The organism is Luteibacter sahnii (assembly GCF_034063545.1).
Lineage (GTDB): Bacteria > Pseudomonadota > Gammaproteobacteria > Xanthomonadales > Rhodanobacteraceae > Luteibacter > Luteibacter sahnii.
Window position 1 is genome coordinate 83,816 of sequence record NZ_JAQLOK010000001.1, and the last position, 16,056, is coordinate 99,871.

The window sequence follows — 16,056 nt, forward strand, 5'->3', positions numbered from 1 at the left end:
ACCCGGGGATCGAAAGGAAATTCGCACGTCATGCCGGACGACCGACGTGACTTCCACGGATACCGTTTGGATCGTGGCAAAGCCACGCCAAACGTGCCGAGCGGCGTGGCCGCCAAAAGTCGGGGTTGCCACCGTTTCCCAAGAAACTAGACTAGGCGCTTATCGGGGGCAGGGTCGGAAACGTAGGGCATGAAGATCGATCGCGGTGGCGGCAGACGCGCCGAACCGGTGATGCTCAGCGAAGCCGCCGAGCGGTTACGCAATCCGCGCATCGACCGCATCGTCGCCAGTTTTCGCGAATACCGCGTTTCCCTGACGCGTGCGGTGATCCTGGGCTTCGTCGTGGTCTGGACCGCCGCCTGGCTGCACGGCCCCTCGCCCATGGCGACCGAAGCCCATCGCGTGTTTCCGCTCGCCACCGGCATGTTTCTCCTGGCCACCCTGTGGATGCTCTGCGTACGCGCCTCGTCGTGGTTGCGCCAGCGGGCACAGGTGGACGCGGTGGGCATCGCGGCCAACTACGTGATCGTGGCGATGCTGCTCAAGGCGGCGTTCATGCTGGTCATCACGCTGACCGCCGTGCTGCCCTTCATGTCGGTGGCCGTCGGCGTGCGCTACAGCCGCCGGGCCTTTGCGGCGAGCGTGGTGGCGTCGGTGCTCGTGCTGGCGGTGAGTGCGCCAGACGGCTATTGGGCGAGCCGGCCCGCCTACGCGTTGTATGCCCTCGCGTTGGTGATCGTGCTGCCGATGACGCTCTACCGGCTCGTCGATGCCCTGCGCGAGGTGTCGTCCGAGGCGATCGCGTCGCGCGAGGCGCAGCACCGCTTCATCTCGATGATGAGCCATGAGATGCGCACGCCGCTGAGCACCGTGATCCATGCGGCATCGCTGATCGATACGCAGGTGATGAACGACGATCAGCGGCGCCTCATGTCGCTGCTCGCGTCCAACGCCAACGCGCTGCTGCACCGGGTCAACGCCGTGCTCGACGTGGCCTCCTTCGCCGGCGGCCGGTTCAACCTGCGCCACCAGCCGTTCACGTTCGACGAGGTGCTGGGCACGGTTGGCGCCGTGTGCCGTCCCCACGCGACGGAAAAGCGCCTGGCCTTCACGCTCGCGCGCGATGCCACGGTCGAAGGGGTGTTCACGGGCGACCCGGGACGCATCGAGCAGGTGCTGTCCAATCTTGCTTCCAACGCCGTGAAGTTCACGCCGCCCGGGGGCTGCGTCGACGTGCGCGTGGAGTTGTCCGATAGCGGCCCGGTGCGCGATCCCACCGTGATCTGCACCGTGACGGACACCGGCATCGGCATCGCCGACACCGACAAAGCGCGCATCTTCGATCCGTTCCACCAGGTGAGCGCGGGCGAGAGCCGCCGGCAGGAGGGCGTCGGCCTGGGCCTGTACATCGTGCGCAACGTCTCCGAGCAGATGGGCGGCAGCCTGGAGGTGGCCGACAATCCGCTCGGCGGCAGCGTGTTTACCTGGCGCTTTCCGCTGCCGCGTGCGGCGGTCGGCGTGCGCAGCATGGCCGACATGCCGCTGGTCGACCTGCTCGACGACCACCGTGGGCGCGTCGCGCCGCAGCGCTGCCTCGTCGTCGACGATAACGCCACCAATCGCGAGATCGTCGGCCGCATCCTCGAACGCGCCGGTCACCTGGCGACGTTCTGCGCCGGCGGCGACGAGGCCCTGGCGCGCCTCGGCTCGGAAACCTTCGACGTGATCTTCATGGACCTGCACATGCCCGGCAGCTCGGGCTGGGACGTGCTCGGACGGATCGACGTCGCGCGGCGCACCGCCGAGGTCCCGCCCATCGTGATGCTGAGCGCCGACTCGAGCCACGACGCGGTCCGCATCGCCTTCAAGGCCGGCGCCCGCGCCTACCTGACCAAGCCGATCGCCGCGCAGCGCTTGCTCGACGTGATTGAGTCGGTGGCGGGCGAACGCCTGCTGGAAAACGCCGCGCGCGCATGCCAGTCGGTGCCTGAAGTCGCGGCGGGTACGCCACCGGGCAAATCGCCGCTCGATGACATGCGGGCGCTCGCCAGCGCCGACGACTTCGCCCGGTTCGTCGACCTCTGCGCCCGCGCCACCGACAGCCAGATCGAGGCACTGCGCCTGGCGATGCTGTCGCGGGACATCGCGGCCGCGTCGGAGGCGATCCACGCGCTGCGCAACGTGCTCGGCAACCTGGGGCTGCCTGGCGGCAACCGCGTCTGCGACGACCTCTCGGTGCTGGTGGATGCCGGCGGCGACCTGCGCGCCGCCCACGCCGAGCTCGACGCGCTGTCGCGCTCGGTGCGCACGTTTGCGTCGCGACAGCGCACGGCACCGGTGGCCTCCGAAGGCACCCACGCGTGAGCGCGCTGGACGACCTGGCCCACGACATCGCCGCGCGTGAACACGCCAGCCCCGGTCTGAAGCCCGACAACGAAGCACGCGTCGTCTTCGCCCCCGGTGCGCGCGACCGGCGGCCATTGGCCGTGGTCTATCTGCACGGGTTCACCGCCAGCCAGGCCGAGGGCGCGCCAGGTCATCGCGCCATCGCCGAGGCGTGCGGCGCCCATCTGTATCTGGCGCGTCTTCGCGGGCACGGCAGCGACGATCCCTCGGCCATGGCCGGAAGCACCGCCGAACGCTGGACGGCCGATGCCGACGGCGCGCTGGATATCGGCCTGCGGCTCGGCGAGCGCGTGGTGCTGGTCGGTACCTCGATGGGCGGCACGCTGGCGCTGGATCTCGCCGCGCGGCGCGGCGAGGCGGTCGCCGGCGTGGCGACGTGGTCGCCCGGAATCCGCGTGCACGATCCCGCCCAGCTCGCCGCCGCCGTGGCGATGACCGGCGCGATCGCCGTGGAGGGTGAGCGGACCGACTTCCAGTGGCGTTACTGGTCGCAGGCCGTGCATACCGACGGGGTTCGCGCGCTCGCCCGCCTGTTCGACGAGCGGATGCGCCCCGAACGGCTGGCGCGGATCGCGTGCCCCGTCTTCATGGGCGCGTGGGACGGCGGCGAGGGCGATCGCGACACGCTGACGTCGGTGGCCGCCATGCGCGAGGCGTTCGGCTGGCTCGGTACGCCGGACCAACGCAAGCGTTGGGCGTCGTATCGCCAGGCTGCCCACGTGCTCGCCTCGCCCGAACGCTCACGCGCCGCCGCCCGTGTGATCGACGACACGCTGGACTTCGTCCGCGAGATGGGCTTGGCCCGCTGAGTCCCGCGTGATGACGCCCGCTCGCCTGGTCGCCGTCTTCGATGCGCTGACCCGCCACGACGGATGGCGCCATCCCGATGCCTTTGTCGAGCGCGCGGCGCTCGCGGATCGCCTCGACTTGCTGCTGCCGCCCGATCCCGCCGATGCCGCCTGTCGCCGCGCAGCCCCGTTTCTGGTCGAGATAGAGGCCCTCGACGCGCGTCTGTTCGCGCGCCTGCGCCGTGCCATCGCGGCCGGCGACGGCGCGGCGGCGCTCGCGCCGTGGCTGGACGCGGCGCCTGCGAATGGTGCGCACTACGACGCGCTCGATGCGTTGCTGGCCGGCGTGCTGGCACTCGACGAGCCCGAGCCCGAGCATCCCGCGCCGCCGCCGGAGATGGTCTTCTACCAGCCGACCCCGGCGCGCCACATCGTCGACTGCGTGCGCCGTGCGCGGATCGGCGTCGATGACACCGTGCTCGACCTTGGCGCCGGGATGGGTCACGTACCGATGCTGGCGTCGATCCTCACGGGCTGCCGCGCGATCGGCGTGGAGCGGGAGCCGGCCTACGTCGCCAGCGCCGTGCGCGCGGCGCGTGGGCTGGGCCTGGACCGGGTGTCGTTCCATTGCGCCGACGCGCGAGAGGCTCGCCTGGACGATGTGGACGTCGTTTACCTATTCACGCCCTTCGTCGGCCGTGTGCTTGCGGAGGTCGTCGATGCCCTCGCGCGGGCGGCCCGGCGTCGGGCCCTGCGCATCGTGACGCTGGGGCCGTGTTCGGCCACCTTCGCCCGGCAGGCGTGGCTACGCCATGACGGCGGCGTGCGGGCCGACCGGGTAGCGGTGTTCGAGACGGTTACGGACGACCCGGATTGAAGCGACCGGTGCCGCCGCCGACGGAGATGCTGATGCCGCCGGTGGGATGGTCACAGCTGCCGAAGGCCTGGCTCAGGCTGACCGTACCGGCCTGGTAACTGCCGCTGCTGCCCCGGCTGCCGCTCATGACGCCCGTGCTGACGCTGCCGTGCATCTGCGGCTTGTTGTAGGTGGCATCGTCGCAGCGGGGCGTGTCGTCCGCGAACGCGGTGTCCTCCATGCGCCCGCTGGTGTCGCCGTAGTAGGTGCCGGGCGGGTCTTTCGGGCGCGAGGGCGTGACCGCGACGTTGTCCCGGCCGGCGCCGCTCCCGCTGGCACCCGCCGTGGCCGCCGGTGCGGCGGCGGTGGACGACGGCGCGGGCACGTAGTCCGGCGGCAGCCGGAGGTTGAGCGGGCGTGACGCGTCCTGGGCCGCGGCGCCGGTAGACGCGAGGAGGAGGGCGGCGAGGACGGGCAAGGGCTTCATGACGGACTCCGGTGATGCAACGGGGAACGCGCGAGGCCGCGTCCGGTGTACCCGCCTTGGAGCGGGCCGGGACCGGGGAAGTTCCTCAGACTGCGTCGGCGTCGTCGTCACCGCCGCTGGGCGCCTCGCCCAAGCGGGCCTTCAGGGCATCGATCTCACGGCGCAGGTTGCGGTTTTCGGCCTCGAGGTCGGCGACCTGCTCGCGCAGCGCCTTCACCTCGTCGGTGGGCTTCTCGCGCGGCTTGCGCTTGGATTCGCGCACGCGCTTGGCCGCCTGCTTGAGTTCGTCGTCGCCGGCCGACGCGGCCGCGCGCTGCTCGTCCTCGGGCAGGCTGGCGACCGCCGCGGCGGCGCTGATCGACAGGGTGCCCGACTTCACCGCGGCCACCACTTCGGGCGCGGCTTCCTTGCGGATCTTTTCGATCATGCCGACCTGGTTGGAGCTGATCCGCGCCTCGCGGGCGATGTCCTTGCGGCTTTCCGCCGCGTGGGGGCGCGGCGCCCGGGGCCTGGCCGGTTCGGCACCGGTGGTGTCGAACGGCACGCTGTCGTCGGCCTCCGGTTCGGCCGCGGCGCGGCGTCCGGCGAGGATCTCGCGCTTGCGCAGCGCGAGCACGCCGCGCTGGAAGTCCGAGACGCTGCGCCGCCCCAGATGCTGCTCGATCATCCACAGGTGCACGTCGTCCATCGACTGGAAGCGTTCGTTCTGCACTGTGTTGAACGGGATACCGTGCTTGCGGCAGATGCCGTAGCGGTTGTGGCCGTCCACGAGCGTGTCGCCCCAGAGCACCAGCGCGTCGCGGCAGCCTTCGGCGAGCAGGCTTCGCTCGAGCGCGTCGTACTCGTCGGGCGTGAGCGGGTCGATGTAGGCCTTGAGTTCTTCGTTGACGACGATATGCATGGGGACGCGGACGGATCGGGTCGGGGGGCGGCATTCTAATGGCTACGGTCGTGCGTTGCAGGCGGCGCGGTGCCGCCGCCGACGCGATAGATGGCGGCTTCCTTCCCGGGAGGCGACCCGATGACCCGCCGGACGACGAAGGCCCTCAGCGATCGAACCGGGCCCGTGCCGCATCGGTGACCGGGGTGTAGAAGCTCACGAGGTTGCCCTCCGGATCGCGGACCTGCGCGGTGCGATTTCCCCATGGCATGACCTTGGGTTCGTGTACCGCCTCGGCGAAGGTGCTCACTCTGGCGAAGGTCGCATCGACATCGTCGACCTGCAACTCGATGATCGCCGTCCGGTTGGCGGCCGGCTCGGCACTGCCCTCTTTGAAAAGCGCCACGGTCTGCGTCGTCCCCAGGGCAATCGTGGCGCCGCGGGTGACGATTTCGGCAAAGACGGGGGCCAGAAACTGCGCCTCGCCTTCGGTGATACGGGCATAGAAGCTGGCCATGGTGGCGATATCGCGGACAACGAAGCGGACGGAGGCGAGTTTCATCGTGGTTTCCACGCAAAGGGGGCGCAACGGTAGCCACGGGCTGCTGACACCGTGCTGTCAGCAGGGTCCGGTCGTGCCGCACCGCGGCATGCGCCGTGCCCGTCCCGCGCTACCATCGGTGGCAGGGATTCCACCGATCGACACCACCTGCCGCACCCGGGGAGACACGTGTGAGCAAGCAAGTTTTCATCACCCTGCCGGTCGCCGACCTGGCGAAGTCCATCGCGTTCTTCAACGCCGTGGGGTTTACCTATCACCCGAAGATGTCGAACGACGACGGCGCCTGCTTCATCGTCAGCGACACGATCTACGTCATGCTGCTGATTCACGAGCGGTTCCGCGACTTTACGCCCAAGGCCGTCTGCGACACGAATCAGGCGGTGGAAGTTCTGGTCTCGATCGGTTTGGACACCCGTGAGGAGGTCGACGCGATCGTCGCCCGTGCGCTGGCCGCCGGCGGCACCACCTATGACGAACCGGAGGACCTCGGCTTCATGTACTCGCATAGCTTCGTCGACCTCGACGGCCACGGCTGGGGCGTGTTGCATATGACGGGGATGCCGGGAGACGAATGAACAGGGCGCTACGAGCAACGGAAAGCGAGGCTGGCTTCGCGATACCCTTGGCCCTTTCTTTCAGCAGGACGGTCGAAAGGCCCGGCGCCGTCGTGAGCCAAACGATCGTCTTTACGTCAGAAAGCTCGAACCGACATTGAAGCCGATGAAGCCTGAAGACTTCGGTTGCCTGGCAAGCGGCGACGGCAACGTCCCGACCTAACGGCACGTTATGACGTCTTGGATCGATACCGTTATGCGTATCGCGATGGTGAACAGCGCTGGCGTAAGGAACGCTATGAAAAAACGTCGATGGATTGAGGGGTGGTTGGTTCTCGGGGCGGCATGCTTCGCCGTTGCCGCGACCTTCTCATGGGTATCTGCAATGAGCGGGTTCTCGCTATCGTACGCCGCGTGTGAAGGGGCGTTTTCCCTCGATGCCAGTCTTGTTCGATGCCAAAGACCCATGGTCTTCGTCTATATGTTCTGGATGGCTACGGGAAGCAGCGCAAGCCTTGGCGTGATGGCGTTCTATTTACGTATGGCACAGCGGCGGGAAAAGCCGGTGGTAGGCTAGCTTTTGCAAACCTTGGCACCTGCAACGTCTGTCTCACCCTCGCGCGCTGGCCTGGCGGGCCGGACGGCGATCCGCCGACCGAGGGCGGCGCATGTTTGAGCTGTGAGGATGGGCGCGCCCTCGCGCCCATCCGGAAGCGACGTCGATCAACAAGTGACAACCGGGTAGGGATCGTAAGTCACCGGGCAGACCTTGATGATCTCAATGGGGTCCAGCTGCGCGCCAGGCGCGCCCGCATCGCACTCGCCACCGTTGAACGACTGGTAGTTGGTCTGGGTGCCCCACTGAGTCAGTCGCCCGGCGCAGTCGTAATTCCGCACGCCGACGATTTGCGTCTTCGTGGCGTCTGAATAATAGGTGTTGTTTACGTACGTGCCACCTGGGCGAGTGGCCATCGCCGCACCGCTCCCCATCAGACCGCCAACGCCAACAAGCACTGCCACCATCGCGGAGGACTTCAACGTCGTCGTCATCGGGTACCCCTTCAGTAAGCACGAAGACCGTGCCTGATCGACGTTAGCAGCGGTCGGAAATCACCGATGTAAGGTAATGCCGTTGTGGCAAGTCAGTGTTTTCTTACGAGATATGAGGGAATACTGACAAACGTTGCCGAAAAGCGTCCAAGGAAACGGCACGGGCACCGTCGACGTGGCCTCCCCCGGCACGCGGCATGCGATTCAAGGTCTCGGTTTCGGCGTGACGCCTGAGGGTGGCTAAAATAGGCCCATGCAACCCACGGCACCCTCCGACTTCCGTCTCACCGTCGCGCCCATGCTCGACTGGACCGACCGCCACTGCCGCTATTTCCACCGGCTGCTGTCGCCCCATGCCCGCCTCTACACCGAAATGGTGACCAGCGCGGCGCTGGTGCGGGGTGGGCAGGTGCGCCTGCTCGAACATAGCCACGAGGAACATCCCGTGGCGCTTCAGCTTGGCGGCAGCGATCCGGCGGAGCTGGCGACGGCTGCGGCGATGGGCGCGCGGGCGGGGTATGACGAGATCAACCTCAATGTGGGTTGCCCATCCGACCGCGTGCAGTCGGGGCGTTTCGGCGCGTGCCTGATGCGGGAGCCCGCCCTGGTCGGCGAATGCGTGCGGGCGATGGCGGGTGCGGTCGACGTACCGGTGACGGTGAAGTGCCGGATCGGGGTCGACGACCAGGACGCCTACGCCGACCTGCAGCGTTTCACCGAGGCGATGGTCGAGGCCGGGGTGCGCTCCCTGGTGGTGCACGCGCGCAAGGCGTGGTTGCAGGGACTGAGCCCGAAGGAAAACCGTGAGATCCCGCCGCTGGACTACGACCGGGTCTACCGCCTCAAGCGCGAGTTTCCCGAACTGACCATCGTGATCAACGGCGGCATCACCACGGTGGAGTCCGTTCGCGCTCACCTTGCCCACGTGGACGGGGTCATGCTGGGGCGTGCCGCGTACCACGATCCCTACGTGCTCGCCCAACTCGAGGCCGACCTCTACGGCACGCCCCTGCCGGGCCGGCGCGAGGTGCTCGAGCGCATGCGTATCTACGTGGAGGCCGAACTGGCCCGCGGCACCCAGCTCAAGCACATCACCCGCCACATCCTTGGGTTGTTCCAGGGCGAGCAGGGCGCGCGGGGCTTCCGCCGGCTGCTTTCCGAGGGCGCCCACCTGCCCGGGGCGGACTGGTCCCTCATCGCATCGGCCCTGGCACCCTTTCGGCAGGCAGCCTGAATCCGTTCAGCTTCGGGCGGGGCGGGGCTGGGCATGATCGGCGGAATTGCCGCATGTAAGCCGCAGTCCGTGCCAGACATGAAAATCACGTTCCGTCCGTTAATTTTCGCGCTCTGCCTTGCCGCACCCTTCGCCGCCCCCGCTTTCCAGACGTCGTCCATGACCCTGGAGCAAGCGGTGAGCAAGGTGCAGAAGGAGACCGGGGGAATGGTGCTGTCGGCGGATACGCGGCTCGTCGAGCGCGGCCGGATCACCGAATACCGGGTGAAGGTGCTGACCCTGGACGGCCACGTAAAGGTCGTGCCAGTGCGCACAGAAACCGCCAAGCCCCTGGACTTCAGTGCCGGGGACAACAAGGAGAGACATTGATGCGTATCCTGCTCGTTGAGGACGAGGCACCGCTGCGCGAGACCCTCGCCGCGCGCCTGAAGCGCGACGGTTTCGCCGTCGATGCCGCCCAGGATGGCGAAGAAGGCCTTTACCTGGGTCGCGAAGTGCCGTTCGACCTCGCGATCATCGACCTGGGCTTGCCCAAGCTGTCGGGTATGGACCTGGTCAAGGCCCTGCGCGAGCACGGCCAGCGCTACCCGATCCTGATCCTCACCGCCCGCGGCAGCTGGCAGGACAAGGTCGAAGGCCTCAAGCACGGCGCCGACGATTATCTGGTGAAGCCCTTCCACGTGGAAGAACTGCTCGCCCGCATCAATGCCCTGGTGCGTCGCGCCAGTGGCTGGTCCAAGCCGGTGCTGGCCTGCGGCCCGATCAAGCTCGACACCACCGCGCAGACGGTGACCGTCGAGGGTCGCCAGGTTGATCTCACCAGCTACGAATACAAGGTGCTGGAATACTTGATGCTGCATGCGGGCGAGCTGGTCTCCAAGGCCGACCTCACCGAGCACATCTATCAGCAGGATTTCGACCGCGATTCGAACGTGCTCGAAGTCTTCATCGGTCGCCTGCGCCGCAAGCTCGATCCGGAAAGCACGCTCAAGCCGATCGAGACCGTTCGCGGTCGCGGCTACCGGTTTGCCATCCCGCGCAACGAGGCGGACGAGGACTGACATCGCCCCGTCCGGCGACCCGGCGTACGACGCCGTTAAGCTGGACGCGGTAAGTTCGAGGCAATGGACACCGCTTCGCCCACCAAACGCCGCCCCCTCTCGCTGGCCGCCCGTGCCGCCCTCGCCACGGGCTTCGCGCTGGCGGCTTTCCTTGGCCTGACGGGGCTGGCGCAGAACAAGGCCAACTACGCGTCCGAGCTGTCGGCGATGCACGATCGCCTGCACAACTACGCCATCGCCTACATCACCGGCACGGACATCACGCGTGCGGGCAAGGTCACGGTGCCGGACACCCAGCCCAGCCCCGACTTTTCGCGGCTGGGCTCCGGGCTCTACGCCATCATCGTCGGTGACGACGGCTTCCATTGGCAGTCGTCGTCGGCGCTGGGTCGTGACTTCGACTTCATCCGCACGTTGCCCCCGGGCCGTACCTCGTTCGAGCCGGTGGAGACGCGCAGCGGAAAGCTCTATGTGTTCAGCTACGGCGTGTCGCTGGACAGCACCGAGCGGCGCAGCGTGCCGTTGACCTTCGTGGTGGCGCAGACCGAAGACCAGTTCGAGCGGCTGGTGGCGACCTACCGCCGCACGCAGTTCCTCTGGCTGGCGATGCTGGGGATGATGCTCATGCTGCTGCAGTTGTTCCTGCTGCGATGGAGCCTGCTGCCACTGCGCCGGGTGTCGAGCGACCTGGCCCATATCGAGCGCGGATCGCGGGACCACCTCGACGGGCCTTACCCGATCGAGCTGAACGTGCTCACCCGCCGGCTCAACGCCTTCATCGATAGCGAGCGTGAACAGCGCACGCGCTACCGCGACACGCTGGCCGACCTGGCGCACAGCCTCAAGACGCCCCTGGCGGTGGTGCGCTCGCAGCTGGAAACCCATGCCGACGCGCAGACGCTGCGCAACGACATCCTCGACCAGGTGCGCAAGATGGACGAGATCGTGGCCTACCAGCTCTCGCGCGCGGCGACGTCGGGACGGCGCACGATCGCCTCCGAAGAGCCCATCGCGGGGCACGCCGAAGACCTGGTGCAGAGCCTGGAGAAGGTCTACGCCGCGAAGAACGTGCTATGTGAGTTCGAACTCGAGGATGGCGTGTCCTTCCCGGGCGAGCAGGGCGACCTGCTGGAGCTGATGGGCAACCTCGTCGAAAACGCGTTCAAGTGGGCCTCGCACAGGGTGCTGCTCACCGTGCGCAGCACGGGCAAGGGCAAGGGCCGCAACGGGCTGGAGTTCATCGTCGAAGACGACGGCCCCGGTATCGCCGACGACAAGATCGAGAAGGTGCTCCAGCGTGGTGTACGCGGCGACGAACGCGTGCAGGGCCACGGCATCGGCCTGTCGATCGTGCAGGACATCGTCAACGCCTACCAGGGCGAACTGCACGTGGACCATTCCGAAGAACTCGGCGGCGCGCGTTTCCGCGTGGTGCTGCCCCCCGGCTAAGCGGCATCCGTTGGAGCGCGCCTTGGTGGGAGCGGATCGTATCCGCGAACCCTCAGGCCAGGGTCGGGCGAGTGAGGCCGCGGGGTGATCGTGCGAGGTCACCGCGTTACCTTTCCCAAGCCTCTGCGAGGCTACCGCCTCAACCGGCCGGTATCGGTGGTGGGCCATAAAACGCGTCGAGCAGCGCGGCGACCTTCGGTGCCGCGTCGCGCAACGTCCGCGGCGTCGAAAAATGCATCTCGCTCGTCACCGCGAAAAACTCTTCCGGCGCTTCCGCGGCATACGGATCGATCAGGGTCGACCGGCCTCGCTCCACCGCTTTGACGAGCGCATCGAACGCCGCCTGCATCGTCTGGATCCACTCGCGCCGGTTCATTGATCGAGGCAGCGGCGGTACGCCGTTGGCCGCGCCGGCCAGCATGTCGAGTTTGTGGGCCATTTCGTGCACGACCACGTTGAAGCCGTCCCACGGCGCCTCGAGGTCGAGCGCCACGTCGGCCAGCGAGAGCACCATCGGACCGCGATCCCACGCCTCGCCGATCAGCGTGTCTTCGCTGTCGGTCACCACGCCGCTGCGCGCGTCGTAATGGCTGCGACGCACGTTGAATTCGCCGGGGTAGACGAGGATGTTCGTCCAGCCCCGAAACGCTGCCGGCCCATGGGGCAGGGCGGGCAGGCTGGCCTGCATCGCGATCGCCAGGCGCCAGACGTCGTCGAGCTCCGCACCGCCCATGGCGTGGAACCGCTTGGTGTGCAGGAAATCGCCGGCCAGGCGACGGAGATAAAGGCGGCGCGGCTCGTCCAGGGCGCGGGCCAGCGGCACACGCTCGAGCGCATGCCGCCAGAGGGCATCGTCGATCGGCGGCGCGGGCGCGCGAAAGCGCGCGAGCAGGGAATCGATCAGGCCCAAGAACGACCGCCGGAACGGTTCAGAGCATCGAGCCCGGCAGCAGCGACTGCCAGCTGGGCGAGGCCGTGCGCGAGGGTGCCGCGTCGTCACGGGGGCCGTCGCCAATGCCCGCCGGCGAAGACGGCGAGGACGAACCGCCACCGTGCGAGGGCGCCGTGGCGCGGCGGGATGACGTGGAGGGCATGCCATCGCCGCCCGACGGATCCCGCCCGCCGGAGGACGCGTCCCGTGCCGAGCCGCCGCCTTCGAACGACGACGACGTCGTCGCACCGCCGCCCACGATGAGCAGACGGGTGAAGTCGATGTCGGAAGCGGCGGCGGTGCCGTTGGCACCGACGAGGCACAGACATCCGAAGATGTAGGGTCTGGCGTTCATCGGTTTACCCCATGGCCTGACGGTATGCGTCGGGCGACGTCCGATCCTCGCAGAATTGTCACGCCGGTGCCAGTGCTGGAGGAGGGTGGGACCTGGCCCCGGACCGCCGCCGGGCGAAAAGGCCGCCGCTGCCCTAGAATGGACGGATGTCCCGCTCCCCCTCCTTCCCGGCCGCGGCCGCCTGACGGGTAACTCCGGCATCCATGCTCGCACGCCATCTCCTGCAAGCCCTGGCCGGCGGTGAGCCCGTGTCCGGCGCCATGCTCGCCCGCCACGCCGGGGTGACCCGTGCCGCCGTCTGGAAACAGATCGAGACATTGCGCCTGAAGGGCCTGCCGGTCGAGGCGAAGGTGGGCGGCGGGTATCGTCTCCCATGGCCGATCCAGTTGCTCGAGGCCGACCGCATTCGCGAACACCTGCCGGCGGGCGTGTCCTCGTCCCTGGGTATGCTCGACGTGCACTGGGAGATCGATTCCACGTCCAGCGAACTGGCACGGCAGCATCCCGTGCTCGACGACCTCGCGTTCGTGATGGCCGAAACGCAGTCGGCCGGGCGCGGTCGGCGCGGCCGCCCCTGGCTGTCGCCGCCGGGCATGAACCTTTACCTTTCGGTCCTCAAGCGTTTCCACGCGGGCTTCGCATCGCTCTCGGGGCTGTCGCTGGCCGTGGGTGTGATGCTCATGCGCGCGCTCGACGACCTCGGCATCCGCACCGCCGGGCTCAAATGGCCCAACGACGTGCTCGCCGGCAACGCGAAGCTCGCCGGCATCCTGGTGGAACTCTCCGGGGAATATTCCGGCCCATGCGCCGCCGTGATCGGGGTGGGCCTCAACATCCGCTTGCCGGACAGCGTGCATGAGCGCGCGGGCCAGCCGGTGACCGACCTGGCCGAGTTGACCGGCGGCTTGCCGCCCGATCGCAACCGGGCCGCCGCCGCCGTGGTGGCCGCGCTGACCGAGGGCCTGCTCACCTTCGAGCGCCACGGGTTCGCCGCGTTCGCACAGGAATACGCCGCCCACGACCTTCTGCGCGGCCAGTCGCTGCGCATCCTCGATCCACGCGGCGAATACGAGGCCGTGGGCGAGGGCGTGGATGCCCGGGGCGCCCTGCGCGTGCGTCGCGCCGACGGCAGCCAGGTCACGGTCGACAGCGCCGAGGTCTCGGTGCGCCGGAGCGGGGCCGCATGATCCTCCTGCTCGACCTGGGCAACACCCGGCTCAAATTTGCGATGTGTGACGACGGTGCCCTTATCCATCGTGGTGCGTTCGCGTGGGATGCCGACATCGCCGGCGAACTGGCCCGGCGGTGGGCGGACGGACCCCGGCCCACCCGTATCGTCGGCGCCTCTGTCGTCGATGCCGCGCGCGAGCGCGCCGTCTCGGCGGCGGCGGAACGCGCCTTTGGCATGGCGCCGTGCTGGGTCCGCACGCCCGCGCGCGCCTGCGGCGTCACCAATGCCTATGCGGAGCCCCACCGGCTCGGCATCGATCGCTTCCTCGCCATGGTCGATGCCCGGGCGGAAGGACGCGCGCCCTGCGTGCTGGCGAGCGTGGGCACGGCACTGACGCTCGACGCCCTCGATGCGAACGGGCACCACCTCGGGGGCTGGATCGCGCCGGGTCCGGTGTTGATGCAGCAGTCGATCCTCGGCGCCACCGCCCAGGTGCGGCCGGACCATCCCGGTGCCGTGCGCGACCTCGCCGACAACACCGCCGACGGCCTGGCGTCCGGGTGCTGGCAGGCTTCGGCCGCGCTCATCGACCGCTTTGCCACCCGCTCGGCGCCCATGCTCGGTGGCGCGCCGACCGTGACCCTGGGCGGTGGCGACGCCGACGTGCTGGCGCCCCTGCTCGAGCACCGGGTCGTCCCCGTGCCCGACGCGGTGCTGCGTGGGTTGGCCGTGTGGGCGCGGTCGCAGCCGCAGACGGACGATTTCTCCTAGAATCCGGTCGCTGCCGGTTCTTACAGGGGAACGCGCGCAGGCCCTTCCGGACGATCCAAGGCCCCCATGCTGCTGCGTTTGCTGTTCGTTCTGCTCATCGCGCTCAACATCGCCGTGGCCGCCTGGCTGCTGCTCGGCGACACGGGCACGCACGCGGTCGACCCCGTCGACAAAGGCGTGCCCGCGCTGAAGCTGCTTGCCGAGCTGCCCGCCCACGCCACCACGGCGCCGGCACCGGCCGCGTCTGCGCCGGCCGTGGCGCCGTCCGCCAGCGCGTCGGCCAAGGTCGCCGCGGTCACGCCGGCGACGCCCGCCCGTCCCGCGAGCACGCCCACCCCACCGCCGGCTCCCACGCCGCCGCCGCCGCAACGCAGCTACCGCTGCCTGGCGGTCGGACCGTTCGCCAGCCAGGTCGACCTGCGCGCGGCGCGCACGGCACTGGCATCCCGCACGGTGCGCGCCCGCCAGCGCCAGGAGCAGACCACCGAGTCGCACGGCTGGCGCGTCTACCTGCCGTCGCAGGCCAGCCGCGACCAGGCCGTGGCCCAGGCCCGCCGGCTGGAGGCCAAGGGCATCAAGGATTACTTCGTGGTCGGTGCCCAGGGCGACCTGCCCAACTCGGTGTCGCTGGGCCTGTTCCACGACCCCGCCAACGCGCGCAAGCGCCGCGACGAGGTGGTGGCCGCGGGCTTCCCCGCGCGCATGAGCGAACGCACGGAAACCGTGCCGGTCTGGTGGCTCGACGTGGTGGTGCCCGAAGACAGCGGTGCCGACGTCCGCCGCGCCGTGCGCGCCCCGGGTATCACGACCCGAACCACGGGCTGCTTCTGATAGACTCCCCGCCTTCGCCGGCATAGCTCAGTTGGTAGAGCAACCGCCTTGTAAGCGGTAGGTCCCCAGTTCGAATCCGGGTGTCGGCACCAACCCCCGCGCGACCGCCAAGCGCATATACACCGATCGAACACGAACGGTTCCACGGTCGCGTCTTCGAGGCGGGTTGGCGCATCGGTCCGGCCTTTCGTTGAAGCAAGCGTCCGCATCCGTGGAGGACACGCCACTGCGGCACTGCAACGTGGCCGTTTCCAGGGGCGGTGTAAACTGACCGGATGACCCGGCTCTACGCTCTGCTGTCGTTCGTCCTGCTCGGCCTGCCGCTCTGCACGGGGGCGCAGGACGTGTCCCGCGAGGCCCTCGCCGCGCGCATGGCCTCGCGGCAGGCGCCGTTGTTGCTCGACGTGCGAACGCCGACGGAATACGCCCAGGGCCACCTGGCCGGTGCGTTGAACCTGCCGGTCGACGAGGTCGCCGCCCGCCACGGCGTGCTGGACATACCGCGCGACCGCGAGGTGGTCGTTTACTGCAAGTCGGGCAAGCGTGCCGCGCGGGCTCGCGATACCCTGCAATCCCTGGGTTACACCCGCGTGCGCCTGCTCGACGGCAGCGCCGATGGCTGGCGCGCCGATGGCCGGCCGCTGGTCGCGGAACATCCCTCACCCTGAGT

General features: G+C 68.8%; 19 protein-coding genes and 1 tRNA gene. 14 read left to right on the forward strand and 6 right to left on the reverse strand.

Annotated features, from left to right (window positions below):
* Positions 1-189: 189 nt before the first annotated feature.
* Genes PI246_RS00380 through PI246_RS00390 form a run of 3 tightly spaced genes read left to right on the forward strand, consistent with a single transcriptional unit; the run spans position 190 to position 4,071 of the window.
* Positions 190-2,364, forward strand: a complete 2,175-nt coding sequence (locus PI246_RS00380) for a hybrid sensor histidine kinase/response regulator (protein WP_320549306.1) — start codon at positions 190-192, stop codon at positions 2,362-2,364.
* On the forward strand, positions 2,361-3,215 hold the full coding sequence (locus PI246_RS00385; RefSeq protein WP_320549307.1) for an alpha/beta hydrolase: 855 nt from the start codon (positions 2,361-2,363) through the stop codon (positions 3,213-3,215). The genes PI246_RS00380 and PI246_RS00385 overlap by 4 nt, the downstream gene beginning before the upstream one ends.
* 10 nt (positions 3,216-3,225) lie before the next feature.
* Positions 3,226-4,071 (forward strand): class I SAM-dependent methyltransferase, encoded by an 846-nt coding sequence (locus PI246_RS00390; protein ID WP_320549308.1) that lies wholly within the window; start codon positions 3,226-3,228, stop codon positions 4,069-4,071.
* Here the strand turns inward: PI246_RS00390 and PI246_RS00395 are convergent.
* The 3 genes from PI246_RS00395 to PI246_RS00405 all read right to left on the reverse strand — a co-directional run bounded on the left by PI246_RS00395 (position 4,052) and on the right by PI246_RS00405 (position 5,991).
* Entirely contained in the window at positions 4,052-4,537 is a 486-nt protein-coding gene (locus PI246_RS00395) for a hypothetical protein (RefSeq protein WP_320549309.1), read from the reverse strand. The genes PI246_RS00390 and PI246_RS00395 overlap by 20 nt on opposite strands.
* An 85-nt stretch (positions 4,538-4,622) precedes the next feature.
* Positions 4,623-5,438, reverse strand: coding sequence for a plasmid replication/partition related protein (locus PI246_RS00400; protein WP_320549310.1), 816 nt, complete (start codon positions 5,436-5,438; stop codon positions 4,623-4,625).
* A gap of 145 nt (positions 5,439-5,583) precedes the next feature.
* The gene (locus tag PI246_RS00405; RefSeq protein ID WP_320549311.1) at positions 5,584-5,991 is read right to left on the reverse strand and encodes a VOC family protein; all 408 of its coding nucleotides are present in this window, start codon (positions 5,989-5,991) and stop codon (positions 5,584-5,586) included.
* Positions 5,992-6,149: 158 nt separating this feature from the next.
* Between PI246_RS00405 and PI246_RS00410 the strand changes: the two genes are divergently transcribed.
* Together PI246_RS00410 and PI246_RS00415 are read left to right on the forward strand one after the other, a co-directional pair.
* Positions 6,150-6,554, forward strand: a complete 405-nt coding sequence (locus PI246_RS00410; RefSeq protein ID WP_320549312.1) for a VOC family protein — start codon at positions 6,150-6,152, stop codon at positions 6,552-6,554.
* Positions 6,555-6,831: 277 nt separating this feature from the next.
* Positions 6,832-7,110, forward strand: coding sequence for a hypothetical protein (locus tag PI246_RS00415; RefSeq protein ID WP_320549313.1), 279 nt, complete (start codon positions 6,832-6,834; stop codon positions 7,108-7,110).
* Between the two features lie 146 nt (positions 7,111-7,256).
* Here PI246_RS00415 and PI246_RS00420 read toward each other — a convergent pair whose 3' ends face one another.
* The gene (locus PI246_RS00420) at positions 7,257-7,583 is read right to left on the reverse strand and encodes a DUF6289 family protein (protein WP_320549314.1); all 327 of its coding nucleotides are present in this window, start codon (positions 7,581-7,583) and stop codon (positions 7,257-7,259) included.
* 253 nt (positions 7,584-7,836) lie between these two features.
* Here PI246_RS00420 and dusA point away from each other — a divergent pair, with 253 nt between their 5' ends.
* From dusA to PI246_RS00440, 4 genes are all read left to right on the forward strand, one after another.
* Complete coding sequence (gene dusA, locus PI246_RS00425) at positions 7,837-8,817, forward strand: tRNA dihydrouridine(20/20a) synthase DusA (RefSeq protein ID WP_320549315.1); 981 nt, start codon at positions 7,837-7,839, stop codon at positions 8,815-8,817.
* Between the two features lie 78 nt (positions 8,818-8,895).
* The gene (locus PI246_RS00430; RefSeq protein ID WP_320549316.1) at positions 8,896-9,186 is read left to right on the forward strand and encodes a hypothetical protein; all 291 of its coding nucleotides are present in this window, start codon (positions 8,896-8,898) and stop codon (positions 9,184-9,186) included.
* Positions 9,186-9,878 (forward strand): response regulator transcription factor, encoded by a 693-nt coding sequence (locus tag PI246_RS00435; RefSeq protein ID WP_144914935.1) that lies wholly within the window; start codon positions 9,186-9,188, stop codon positions 9,876-9,878. The genes PI246_RS00430 and PI246_RS00435 overlap by 1 nt, the downstream gene beginning before the upstream one ends.
* Before the next feature lie 63 nt (positions 9,879-9,941).
* Entirely contained in the window at positions 9,942-11,327 is a 1,386-nt protein-coding gene (locus PI246_RS00440) for an ATP-binding protein (RefSeq protein WP_320549317.1), read from the forward strand.
* 139 nt (positions 11,328-11,466) lie between these two features.
* Here the strand turns inward: PI246_RS00440 and PI246_RS00445 are convergent, their stop codons facing one another.
* Entirely contained in the window at positions 11,467-12,237 is a 771-nt protein-coding gene (locus tag PI246_RS00445) for a M90 family metallopeptidase (RefSeq protein ID WP_320549318.1), read from the reverse strand.
* Between the two features lie 19 nt (positions 12,238-12,256).
* Positions 12,257-12,613, reverse strand: a complete 357-nt coding sequence (locus PI246_RS00450) for a hypothetical protein (RefSeq protein WP_320549319.1) — start codon at positions 12,611-12,613, stop codon at positions 12,257-12,259.
* A 203-nt stretch (positions 12,614-12,816) separates the two neighbouring features.
* Here PI246_RS00450 and PI246_RS00455 point away from each other — a divergent pair, with 203 nt between their 5' ends.
* From PI246_RS00455 to PI246_RS00475, 5 genes are all read left to right on the forward strand, one after another.
* Positions 12,817-13,800, forward strand: a complete 984-nt coding sequence (locus tag PI246_RS00455) for a biotin--[acetyl-CoA-carboxylase] ligase (RefSeq protein WP_320549320.1) — start codon at positions 12,817-12,819, stop codon at positions 13,798-13,800.
* Complete coding sequence (locus tag PI246_RS00460; protein WP_320549321.1) at positions 13,797-14,555, forward strand: type III pantothenate kinase; 759 nt, start codon at positions 13,797-13,799, stop codon at positions 14,553-14,555. Before PI246_RS00455 ends, PI246_RS00460 begins: the two co-directional genes overlap by 4 nt.
* A gap of 66 nt (positions 14,556-14,621) precedes the next feature.
* Positions 14,622-15,386, forward strand: a complete 765-nt coding sequence (locus tag PI246_RS00465; protein ID WP_320549322.1) for an SPOR domain-containing protein — start codon at positions 14,622-14,624, stop codon at positions 15,384-15,386.
* Positions 15,387-15,402: 16 nt separating this feature from the next.
* Positions 15,403-15,478 (forward strand) — tRNA-Thr (locus PI246_RS00470).
* A 183-nt stretch (positions 15,479-15,661) separates the two neighbouring features.
* Entirely contained in the window at positions 15,662-16,054 is a 393-nt protein-coding gene (locus PI246_RS00475) for a rhodanese-like domain-containing protein (RefSeq protein ID WP_320549323.1), read from the forward strand.
* The last annotated feature ends 2 nt before the right edge of the window (positions 16,055-16,056 follow it).

Excerpts from the sequence above, each read along its gene's own strand:
- PI246_RS00380 (WP_320549306.1), top strand. The coding sequence starts at position 190 with ATGAAGATCGATCGCGGTGGCGGCAGACGCGCCGAACCGGTGATGCTC.
- PI246_RS00450 (WP_320549319.1), bottom strand. The coding sequence starts at position 12,613 with ATGAACGCCAGACCCTACATCTTCGGATGTCTGTGCCTCGTCGGTGCC.
- PI246_RS00400 (WP_320549310.1), bottom strand. The coding sequence starts at position 5,438 with ATGCATATCGTCGTCAACGAAGAACTCAAGGCCTACATCGACCCGCTC.
- PI246_RS00430 (WP_320549316.1), top strand. The coding sequence starts at position 8,896 with ATGAAAATCACGTTCCGTCCGTTAATTTTCGCGCTCTGCCTTGCCGCA.
- PI246_RS00390 (WP_320549308.1), top strand. The coding sequence starts at position 3,226 with ATGACGCCCGCTCGCCTGGTCGCCGTCTTCGATGCGCTGACCCGCCAC.
- PI246_RS00415 (WP_320549313.1), top strand. The coding sequence starts at position 6,832 with ATGAAAAAACGTCGATGGATTGAGGGGTGGTTGGTTCTCGGGGCGGCA.
- PI246_RS00435 (WP_144914935.1), top strand. The coding sequence starts at position 9,186 with ATGCGTATCCTGCTCGTTGAGGACGAGGCACCGCTGCGCGAGACCCTC.
- PI246_RS00455 (WP_320549320.1), top strand. The coding sequence starts at position 12,817 with ATGCTCGCACGCCATCTCCTGCAAGCCCTGGCCGGCGGTGAGCCCGTG.
- PI246_RS00420 (WP_320549314.1), bottom strand. The coding sequence starts at position 7,583 with ATGACGACGACGTTGAAGTCCTCCGCGATGGTGGCAGTGCTTGTTGGC.
- PI246_RS00395 (WP_320549309.1), bottom strand. The coding sequence starts at position 4,537 with ATGAAGCCCTTGCCCGTCCTCGCCGCCCTCCTCCTCGCGTCTACCGGC.
- PI246_RS00460 (WP_320549321.1), top strand. The coding sequence starts at position 13,797 with ATGATCCTCCTGCTCGACCTGGGCAACACCCGGCTCAAATTTGCGATG.
- PI246_RS00465 (WP_320549322.1), top strand. The coding sequence starts at position 14,622 with ATGCTGCTGCGTTTGCTGTTCGTTCTGCTCATCGCGCTCAACATCGCC.
- PI246_RS00475 (WP_320549323.1), top strand. The coding sequence starts at position 15,662 with ATGACCCGGCTCTACGCTCTGCTGTCGTTCGTCCTGCTCGGCCTGCCG.
- PI246_RS00440 (WP_320549317.1), top strand. The coding sequence starts at position 9,942 with ATGGACACCGCTTCGCCCACCAAACGCCGCCCCCTCTCGCTGGCCGCC.
- dusA (WP_320549315.1), top strand. The coding sequence starts at position 7,837 with ATGCAACCCACGGCACCCTCCGACTTCCGTCTCACCGTCGCGCCCATG.